Origin of the sequence: Actinosynnema sp. NPDC059797 (assembly GCF_042732085.1) — a bacterium.
Lineage (GTDB): Bacteria > Actinomycetota > Actinomycetes > Mycobacteriales > Pseudonocardiaceae > Actinosynnema.
In genome coordinates this window covers 1-8,554 of record NZ_JBHWIE010000309.1, presented here as the reverse complement: position 1 = coordinate 8,554, position 8,554 = coordinate 1, and the positions used below count along the sequence as shown (strand labels likewise).

Annotated in this window: 5 protein-coding genes; 2 read left to right on the top strand and 3 right to left on the bottom strand. The window is 74.3% G+C overall.

Annotated elements, in window-relative coordinates; translation table 11 throughout:
• Both ACFV4N_RS35375 and ACFV4N_RS35370 read right to left on the bottom strand, forming a co-directional pair.
• A partial coding sequence (locus ACFV4N_RS35375) for a non-ribosomal peptide synthetase (protein WP_499677016.1) occupies nt 1-2,730 on the bottom strand: 2,730 nt, incomplete at its 3' end.
• 783 nt (nt 2,731-3,513) lie between these two features.
• Nucleotides 3,514-4,563, bottom strand: a complete 1,050-nt coding sequence (locus ACFV4N_RS35370) for an LLM class flavin-dependent oxidoreductase (protein ID WP_499677017.1) — start codon at nt 4,561-4,563, stop codon at nt 3,514-3,516.
• A 70-nt stretch (nt 4,564-4,633) separates the two neighbouring features.
• Here ACFV4N_RS35370 and ACFV4N_RS35365 point away from each other — a divergent pair, with 70 nt between their 5' ends.
• Together ACFV4N_RS35365 and ACFV4N_RS35360 are read left to right on the top strand one after the other, a co-directional pair.
• Nucleotides 4,634-5,095, top strand: a complete 462-nt coding sequence (locus ACFV4N_RS35365) for a MarR family winged helix-turn-helix transcriptional regulator (RefSeq protein ID WP_499677015.1) — start codon at nt 4,634-4,636, stop codon at nt 5,093-5,095.
• 345 nt (nt 5,096-5,440) lie between these two features.
• Entirely contained in the window at nt 5,441-6,685 is a 1,245-nt protein-coding gene (locus tag ACFV4N_RS35360; protein ID WP_499677014.1) for a cytochrome P450, read from the top strand.
• A 55-nt stretch (nt 6,686-6,740) separates the two neighbouring features.
• Here the strand turns inward: ACFV4N_RS35360 and ACFV4N_RS35355 are convergent.
• Nucleotides 6,741-8,554, bottom strand: a 1,814-nt coding sequence (locus tag ACFV4N_RS35355) for an ATP-binding protein (RefSeq protein WP_499677013.1), incomplete at its 5' end; no start/stop codon positions are given.

Below are 8,554 nucleotides of genomic sequence, written 5' to 3'. Positions count from 1 at the left end.
CCACGCCACCCGGCTGTGCACCGGGTGCGAGCCCGCGCGCAGCCCGAGGCCGAGCAGCCGCACCGACACCAGCACCAGCAGCGCGTACGCGCCCAGCCACACCACGGCGGCGAGCGGCGCGGCGAGCAGCGCCGAACCGAGCGTCAGCGGTTCGCGCACGACCAGCAGCACCGCGGGCGCGGCGGCCGCCGCGGGCAGCAGCCCCAGCGCGGACGTGGTCGCCCCGTAGGCGAACTTCCACCAGCGCGACCGCGGCGGGCGCGGACCGGGCCGGGCCGCCTTGCCGTCGCGCGTGGCGGGCACACCCGCCCACCGCTGACCGGTGGGCACCGAACCGGTGACACCCGATCCGGGCGCGACCTCGGCGCGCTTGCCGATCCGGGCGCCGGGGAACAGGGTGCTGCGCGCCCCGACCACCGCGCCCGCGCCGACCCGGATGCGGCCGATGTGCAGCCGGTCGCCGTCCAGCCAGTGCCCGGACAGGTCGACCTCGGGTTCGATCGCGCTGCCCCGGCCGAGCTTGAGCAGCCCGGTGACCGGCGGCAGCGAGTGCAGGTCGACGTCCGGGCCGACCTTCGCGCCCAGCGCGCGGGCGTAGTGCGTGATCCACGAGCCGGCGAGGTCGGCCGCGCCGCTGAACGCGGCGAGCCGCTCGGCGGTCCACAGCCTCAGGTGCACGTGCCCGCCACGCGGGTAGGTGCCCGGCCGCACGCCGCGCAGCAGCAGACGCGCGCCGCCCGCGGCGACGGCGATCTTGCCGGGCGGGCTGACGAACAGCAGCCAGCCCGCCGCGATCCACCACCACGACACCGGCGCGGTCAGGCCGAGCACCGTGCCCAGCGCGGCCAGCAGCACCGACCACCGCGCGCCGACCAGGCTCGTCAGCGGCACCAGGAGCAGCAACTGGAGCACGCCGGTCCACCGCGGTGTCGGCGCGACCTCGCGGGCGGCCGCCCGGTGCCCGGACAGCTCGTCGAGCCGCGCGGCCAGCGCCCGCAGCGTCGGGTGCTGGTAGATGTCGGAGACCGAGCCGCCGGGGTGGCGGGCGCGGATCAGCGAGACGAGCTGGGCCGCGCCGAGGCTGCTGCCGCCGTGGGCGAAGAAGTCGGCGTCGGGGTCGGTCACCCGGGAGCCGAGCACCTCGGCCCACTGCTCGGCCAGCCACGCCTGCGTGCCGACCAGGTCGGTGGGCGTGGTGTCGTCCGCGCCGGGCTGCGGCGACGGCAGCGCGGCGCGGTCGACCTTGCCGGAGGTGCGGGTGGGCAGCGTGTCCACCGCGGCGAGCAGCGGCACGAGCGCCGCGGGCAGCGCCGAGCGCAGCCGGGCCGACGCGTCGGGCTGGTCGAAGTCGGGGCCCGCGACCACGTACCCGACGAGGACCTGGTTGCCGCCCCTGGTGGTGCGCACCGCCGCGGCGGCGCCGGCGACGCCGGGCAGCGCCTGGAGCGCCGCGTCCACCTCGCCCAGCTCGATCCGCCGCCCGCCCAGCTTCACCTGCTCGTCGGCGCGCCCGAGGAACAGCAGCCCTTCGGGCTCGGCGCGCACCAGGTCGCCGCTGCGGTAGGCGCGCGACCACCCGAGCGCGGGCAGCGGCGCGAACTTCTCCGCGTCCTTGACCGGGTCGAGGTAGCGGGCCAGGCCGACGCCGCCGATCACCAGCTCGCCGGAACCGCCCATCGGCACCGGCGCGCCGGAGGCGTCCACCACGGCCAGCTCCCAGCCGTCCAGCGGCAGGCCGATCCGCACCGGGCCCTCGCCGGTGAGCCGTGCGGCGCACGCCACCACGGTGGCCTCGGTGGGGCCGTAGGTGTTCCACACCTCGCGGCCGTCCACGGCCAGCCGCTCGGCCAGCTCCGGCGGGCACGCCTCGCCGCCGAAGATCAGCAGCCGCACGTCGTCCAGCGCGTCCACCGGCCACAGCGCGGCCAGCGTCGGCACCGTGGACACCACCGTGATCTCGCGCTCGACCAGCCACGGCCCCAGGTCGAACCCGGTGCGCACCAGCGCGCGCGGCGCGGGCACCAGGCACGCGCCGTGGCGCCAGGCCAGCCACATCTCCTCACAGGAGGCGTCGAACGCGACCGACAGGCCGGCCAGCACGCGGTCGTCCGGGCCGATCGGGTCCTCGGGCAGGAACAGCCGGGCCTCGGCGTCGACGAACGCGGCGGCCGAGCGGTGCGAGACCGCGACGCCCTTGGGCTTGCCGGTGGAGCCGGACGTGAAGATGATCCACGCGTCGTCGTCCGGACCGGGCGCGCCGACCAGGCCCATCGGCGTGCCGCGCAGGGTGAGCGCTTCGCCGAGCACGGCGCAGACACCGGCTTCGCTGAACACGAGGTCGGCGCGCTCGTCCGGGTCGTCGGCGTCCACCGGCACGTACGCGGCGCCCGCCGCGAGCACGGCGAGCACGGCGACGTAGAGGCCGGCGGTGCCGGAGGGCGCCCGGACGCCGACGCGGTCGCCGACCCCGATGCCCGCGGCGGCGAGGTCGCGGCGCAGCGCGTCGACCTCGTCGAGCAGGTCCCGGTAGGTCAGCGAGGTGGTGCCGTCGTCCAGGGCGGGGGAGTGGGGGTGGCGGCGCGCGGTGTCGGCGAGCACGTCGAGCAGGGTGCGCGCGGGCGCGGCGGGGCCGGCGCGGAACAGCGCGGGCGCGTCGATGAGCGCCGTGTCGCCGGCGGCCGTTTCGCGGGCGGCGATGTCGTGAGTGGTGGTGTCGTGGGCGGTGGTCACCGGCGAGCACCGGTGGGGCGGCACGAACGCACTGAAATAGTCCTCCGGAGGTGGGAACGGCTGCTCACACACCCGGTGGGGGACCGGTCGGGCAGCCTCGGCGATCGCGACCGCGGAACCGCCGAAGAGCGACTTTACCGGGGATTAACGTGATCGTCGCCGTGCCGCGACGCCGAGTGGGTGGTGTCACACTCCGTCACGACGCCGAGGTCTGCCGGAAGCGGACGCGCAGGTCCACGCCGCACAGCCTCAGGCCCACCCGTCGGCGAACGCCACACCGCCCACACGGGACCGCGAACAGCAACGGCTCGGGCCGCAGGAGTTGGTGATGTGCCCAGGCACCCGCGAGACGTACTGGGCACGGGCTGCGCAGGGGGCGAGCTCACTGTATTGAACTAAGTGCAGGCGAGGGCATATGTGCAGGCGAGAGCGATGGAGTCGTTGCACGCGGCTGAGCTGTTGTGGCTGTTGCGCGCAGCTGGGCTGTTGAACTAAGTGCGAGCCAACGCCGGCTGGAGACGTTGGAGGGTTGCACTAAGTACGAGTAAGTACCGGTCAGGGGTCTTAGTGGGTTGTACTAAGTGCGATTGAGCGCCGACTAAGGACCTTGGCGGGTTGTACTAAGTGCGAGCGGACGCCGAGCGGGGGTGTTAACGAGTTGTACTAAGTGCGAGTGGGGCTCGGCTGGAGGAGGTTGCACTAAGTTCAAGCCGGGTTTGCCGGTCGCGCCGGTTCGCTTTCGGCTCTGCCTGCTTCTGTTCTGCGCGCTTTCGACCCGGCTGGTCAGGCTTCGCCGGCGGGTGCGGGCTTGCCCAGTTCCTTCTCCACCAGGGGCATGACCTCGGTGCCCAGCAGCTCGATCGCCTCCATCACCAGCCGGTGGGGGACGCCCGACCAGTCCATCTGCATGGCATAGCGGTCGGCGCCGACCAGGCGGCCCACGGAGATCAGCCGCTCGGCGACCTCCTCCGGGCTGCCCGCGAAGATCGACCGCGCGCCGCGCGTCCAGCTGTCGTACTCGGCCCGCGAGGGCACCGACCAGCCACGCGCCCGCGCGCCGTACTTCATCGTCTCCAGCCAGTACGGGTAGAACGCCTCCTTGGCGTCCTGCGACCGGCGGGCGATCAAACCGATGGCGCTCATCGTCACCTCCAGCCGCTCCTGGCCGCCCGCCTCGCCCGCGCGCCGGTACAGGTCGACCAGCGGGGCGAAGCGCTCGGGCTCGCCGCCGATGATCGCGTAGACCACGGGCAGGCCGAGCAGGCCCGCGCGGATCGAGGACTCGGGGTTGCCGCCGGTGCCCACCGAGATGCGCAGGCGCTCGTCGTAGGGGCGCGGGTAGACGTGCGCCCCCTCCAGCGGCGGGCGGAACCGGCCGGACCACGTGATCGGGTCCTCGCGGTCCAGCCGCAGCAGCAGCGCCAGCTTCTCCTCGAACAGCTCGTCGTAGTCCTCCAGGCTCGCCCCGAACAGCGGGAACGACTCGGTGAACGAGCCGCGGCCCGCCAGCAGCTCGGCGCGGCCCCGGCTGAGCTGGTCCAGCGTGGTGAACTGCTGGTAGACCCGGACCGGGTCCTCGGTGCTGAGCACGGTGACCGCGCTGCTGAGCGTGATCCGCTCGGTCATGCTCGCGGCGGCGGCCAGCACCGTGCCGGGGTTGGAGATCGAGTACGTGGGCAGGTGGTGCTCGCCCAAGCCGTAGAAGCCGAGCCCCAGCTCGTCGGCCAGTCTGATCCGCTCCAGCGACTGCCGGAGCGCGTCGGCGACGGAGACCTGCTCGCCCGTCACCGGGTCGGGGTGCCGGTCACCGAAGCTGTAGACGCCGAGCTGCATACCAGTTGCGGACACGTCAACAAAGTAGCGCGTGTTTGATGACGCGTCAACATCTTGCTAGCTTGGCCCCATGGGCGAACCGCGGTGGCTCGACGAGCGGGAGGCGGAGGTGTGGCGGGCGTACCTCGCCGTGCACCGCGAGCTGCACGGCGCGCTGGACCGGCAGCTCGTGCGCGACTCGGGCCTGTCCAACGCCGATTACGCCCTGCTGGTGCCCCTGTCGGAAGCACCGGACGGCGTGCTGCGCTCGCGTGAGCTGGGCCGGCTGGTCGGCTGGGAGCGCAGCAGGCTGTCCCACCAGGTCGCGCGCATGGAGAAGCGCGGGCTGGTCGTCCGCGAGGAGTGCGCCGAGGACGCCCGCGGCTCGATGGTGCGGCTGACGCCCGCGGGTCGGGCGGCGATCGAGAACGCCGCGCCGGGGCACGTGACCACCGTGCGGCGGTACCTGTTCGACGCGCTGTCCGCCGAGGAGACCGAACTGCTGGGTCGGGTCCTGCGCCGCGTGCTCGACCGCATAGCCGCCGACGGCTGACCGGCCCCGCCCGCGCGCCCGACGGGAGAACCCGCGCCCGACGGGAAAGGGGAAAAGGGGCCGCGCGTGGTGCGACCCCCTCCCCCCGGAGCCGGGCGACGGCCTACCCTTCCGCCCACCCGGCACCTGTTCGACCGTCGGGGTGCCGAACGCGTCCAGCCTCGCGCACGCGCGCGTACGCGCACATCAACAACCATCCGTACCCGCTTCCGTATCCACACCCCGTCGCGGTGCACGTCGACATCCGTACGCGCCGGCGGCGAATACGGATGTCGGTGGATGCGCGTGCGTCCGCTTCCCCGCCAAGGTGAACGCTGAACGGGAACGCTCGCGTGAGGAGAAGATGTGCGGCTGACGGCGGAGTTCGCCCCTGATCGGCAGGCTCTGGTAGGCGGCCCGCTGCGCGGCTGGCAGCACCACGCGCACGAGGACGCGCTGGCCGAGCTGGGACCGGTGCACCCGGCCGAGCTGCCCAACGGCCTGGAGGTGCTGGTCACAACCATGGGCCTGGAGGCCACGCGCACGCTGCTCAACGACAACCGGCTGTCCAAGGACGCCGCCGGGCTGCGCGGGGCCATGCAGGAGCAGCTGGCCGGGAAGGGCCGGCCGACCGACCTGTCGCGGATCATCGGCCCGTCGATGCTCAACACCGACCCGCCCCACCACCGCAAGCTGCGCGCCCTGGTGTCGCAGGCATTCACGCCGCGCCGCGTCGAGGCGCTGCGCCCGGTGGTGGAGCGCACCGCCGCCGAGCTGGTCGCGGCGATGCCCGCTGAGGCCGACCTGATCCAGCGCCTGGCGTTCCCGCTGCCGCTGGCGGTGATCTGCGACCTGCTCGGCGTGCCCCCGGAGGACCGCGGGCAGCTCAACCGCTGGACCGCGGACATGATGACCGAGCGGCCCGAGCTGGTCGTGCCCGCCTCCGACGCCATGTTCGGCTACCTGGCGGGGCTGATCGAGTACAAGCGCGAACGCCCCGACGACGCCCTGCTCAGCGCCCTGCTCCAGGCGCGCGTCGACGGCGAGCGGCTGAGCCCCGAGGAACTGCTCACCACCGCGATCCTGCTGGTGGTGGCGGGTCACGAGACCACCACGGGCCTGATCGGCAACTCCATCACCGCCCTGCTGGCCCTGCCCGGCGCCTGGGAGGCGCTGACCACGCCGGAGGCGGTGGCGAACGCGGTGGAGGAAGCGGCGCGCTGGGACTCGCCGGTCCGGGTCACCCCGCACTACCGCGTGGTCACCGACATCGACCTGCCGGGCGCGGTGCTGCCGGAGGGCGCGATCGTCATGGTCGGCCTGGGCACCGCCGGGCGCGACCCGGTCGTCCACGGGCCCACCGCCGGCCGCTTCGACCCCAACCGCGTGCCCACCGGCGGCAACGCCGCCCTCGGCCACGCCGCGTTCGGCCACGGCATCCACTACTGCCTGGGCCACCACCTGGCCCGTATCGAGGCCCGCGCGGCGCTGACCGCCCTGCGCGAGCGCTTCCCGAACGCCCGCCTGGCCGGCGACGCCGCGGAGTTCACCCGCGACGACAAGGTCGTGCCGAACACCTTCTCCTCCGTGCCCGTCATCCTGGAGCCCTGAGGCCGATGTCCGTTCGACTGGGGGAACGCGCTCGGCCCGGCACCGCCACGCAGTGTCACTCCGCGAGGCTGGCCAGCAGGGTGATCAACTGGTGCCGGTTGGCGATGTCGAGCTTGCGGTAGATGCGGGTCAGGTGGGTGTGGACGGTGGCCGGCGAGATGACCAGGCGGTCGGCCACCTCGGGGTTGGACAGGCCGTCGCCCACCAGCCTGGCCACGTTCCACTCCGCCTGGGTCAGCCCCGCCGGGCGGCGGTCGCGCGGCGCGGCGGGCTCCGGCGAGTCGAGCACGGTGGCCAGCGCCTGCTCCACCGACTCGGCCGGGTTGGCGTAGGCGCGCTCGAACGCGCCGTCGCCCAGCGCCGACCTGGCCCGCGCCGCGGCGCGGTCGCTGAACCGGGCGAAGGGGACCAGCCCGTCCACCCGCACGCCGGTGACCCGGTGCAGGCCGTGCGCCAGGCCGAGCATCCGGGCGGCGGCGGCCGCGTCACCCGCCTCGGCGTGCGCCCAGCCCAAAGCCTCGATCGTCCACAGCGGGCCCCACTTGTCGCGGATCGCCCGCTGCACGCGCAGGCCCTCGCAGAGCACCTCGAGCGCGCGGGCGGGTGAGCCCCACCGGGTCTGCACCACGCTGCGGCACCAGTGCGCCCAGCTCAGGCCCCACTGCGCGCCCAGCCGCTCGCACTCGGCGAAGAACTCCTCCGCCGCGGGCTCGGCCTGCTCCCGCGAACCCAGCAGCACCAGCGACACGGTGTGCAGGATGTGCGCCAGGTGGTGGTCCACCGCGAAGTGCGGGCCCAGCGCGCCGAACCCCTCGCGCGCCTGCCGCAGCAGCTCCACGCCCTCGATCCGCCCCAGCGCGAGCACCTCGTAGGCGCCGCGCACGAACGTCACCGGCGGCAGCGGGACCCCCACCGCCTCGCCGAGCCCGATCAGCTCCTCGACGCGGCGCGCCACCTGCGCGCGGTCCACGCCCAGGCACAGCGCGATCCAGGCGTCCAACGCCATCGCGCTCACCCGCAGCGGGTCCGCGGTCGCGGGGGTCGCGGCCAACGCGCGCCCGAGCCACAACCGCTCCTCCGGTAATCGGCCGGCGTAGGTGTACCAGCGGGTGCGGGCCAGGTCGACGCTCATCTGGAGGCCCGCGTGCGCGGACGCCGGGTTGCCGATCAGGTCGGCCAGCACCACCCGGTGGTTGGCCATGTCCAGGTCGACCGCGGCCAGCAGCGCCGCCTCGTTGTGCCCGACGAACCCGCCCGCCAGCCGGGCCGCCTCCTGTCGGAAGAACGCCTGGTGCCGGGCTCGCACGTCCGCCAGCTCGCCGGAGTCGCGCAGCCGGGCCGCGCCGTGCTGCCGCAGCGGTTCCAGCAGGTGGTGGCGGCTGCGGTCGGCGGAGGGCAGCGCGATCGACTTGTCCAGCAGCCCGGCCAGCGCGTCGGCGACCTCGTCGTGGCCCAGCTCGCCGCCCGAGCACACGGCCTCGGCCGCGGGCAGGCTGAACCCGCCCTCGAACACCGACAGCCGCGCCCACAGCAGGCGTTCGGCGGGCGTGCACTGGGCATGGCTCCAGTCGATCATCGCGGCCATGGTCTGGTGGTGGGCGACCCTGGTGGTGTCGTTGGCGGTCAGCACGCGCATCACGTCGTCGAGCCGGTCGGCCAGCAGCGACACCGGCATCGACCGCATCCGCACCACGGCCTGCTCGATCGCCAGCGGGATGCCCGCGGTCCGCCGCAGCACGCGCACCACGTCCGGCCAGTTCTCCGGCGTGACCCGCCACCCCGGCACGCTCGCCTCGGCGCGGTCCACCAGCAGCGCCACCGACTCGCAGGCCGACGACACCGGCGCGTCCTCGGCGGGCACCTCCAGCG